Here is a 1,289-nt window from a genome sequence, read left to right on the forward strand (position 1 = left end):
TACTTTCTGTTTGAGTTTTAGTAATTCCGCTCTCAAAAAAGAGCGCGTAAAAACAAGAAAAGAGCCCAAGTGGCTCTTTTCGTTTAATACGTTGTTTTCAATGATCTTTACGCGGTCACTATTGCTTTGGCATTCAGACCTCTATCAACACTCACTAGAAGCAACTGACAAGGATCTTGGTTGAGCTTTTCTCCGGTCCAATAGTCATACCAATCAACGGGCTGATCCGCTGTGAGAGTAAATTCAGTCGCATTATGATTCGCGTAATTGAACAAACAATGTAGATCATTCTTGTCCGTCAGTTTCAAAAAAGCATGGCTCAAACTTAACGCCGTGAACTTAGCAGATTCTTGGCTGCGTCGTTGTCGCAACATCAGCTTCGCCAAGGTTTTACTCGCAAATGACGTGATTTCCGGGAGAGGGTCGCCAGACAAAAGCAAGCCGCCAGACGCCAATAATACGGTACGGTGAAACTCGTAGTCTTCACGTGATGCAGCTTGATTAGCAAGAGAAGTAAACGTCGCGCAGTCTGGGTCAATTTGCCACAACTTACGGTGCTGCCAGCTACGGAAAAACGTCTCTTTAGCGATCTGTTCAAAACGGTGGCTATGGCGCTCGACGTCATCAGACACACGCATCGCATCCACCAGCCCCAAAGATGGCCACATTGGCGCGTTGCAGCCAAGCAACCACGCGTCTCCTGCGCCTCTGGCGATCGCCTCCATCCCTAATCGATACGCTTCGACACCCGTAATACCAGACTGACTACGTTTTCCTTTTAGTGTTCCCCAGTAGTTTGCATCGAGCTTAAACAGCTCTACGCCCCACTCTAGCCTCATCACTGACACAACGTGCGTTAGATGATCTTGCACTTCAGGGTTAGACGTATCGAGAATATACCAAGGCGTGCAACGCCAGCCGCCATAGGTAACATCTTCGGCTTTAAGGAGCTGACCGTCAGGATGACGAACAAACCATTCAGGATGTTGCTTAAAGACCTCAGATTCTGGCTGCGCTATGAAAGGAGCCATCCAAATCGCCGGCTTTTTGCCTTTTGCGCGAATGTTTTGAATCAGCTCCTTCACACCGCCAGAGAATTTATCCGACGGCGTAAGCCAATCCCCCATGAACGCTTGATAGCCATCATCCAGAAGTACCCATTCTAAGTCTTCGAGCTTGTCTTGCATGCAATCAACATTTTCTAAAACATTTTGCTCGGTCACATCGGCATAGTACGCATACCAAGAACACCAGCCTATCGGTGCATCCTGCGTGACACCGTTGCGAAT

The 1,289-nt window shown here is 48.0% G+C and carries 1 protein-coding gene; it reads right to left on the minus strand.

Translation table 11 applies throughout. The features are described 5' to 3' along the window. Window positions 1-107 precede the first annotated feature (107 nt). Window positions 108-1,289: glycoside hydrolase family 36 protein (locus tag R7Q38_RS23645; RefSeq protein ID WP_318114500.1), on the minus strand; the 1,182-nt coding region annotated here is incomplete at its 5' end.

The sequence above is a fragment of the Vibrio sp. Vb0598 genome (assembly GCF_033338935.1).
GTDB lineage: Bacteria > Pseudomonadota > Gammaproteobacteria > Enterobacterales > Vibrionaceae > Vibrio > Vibrio alginolyticus.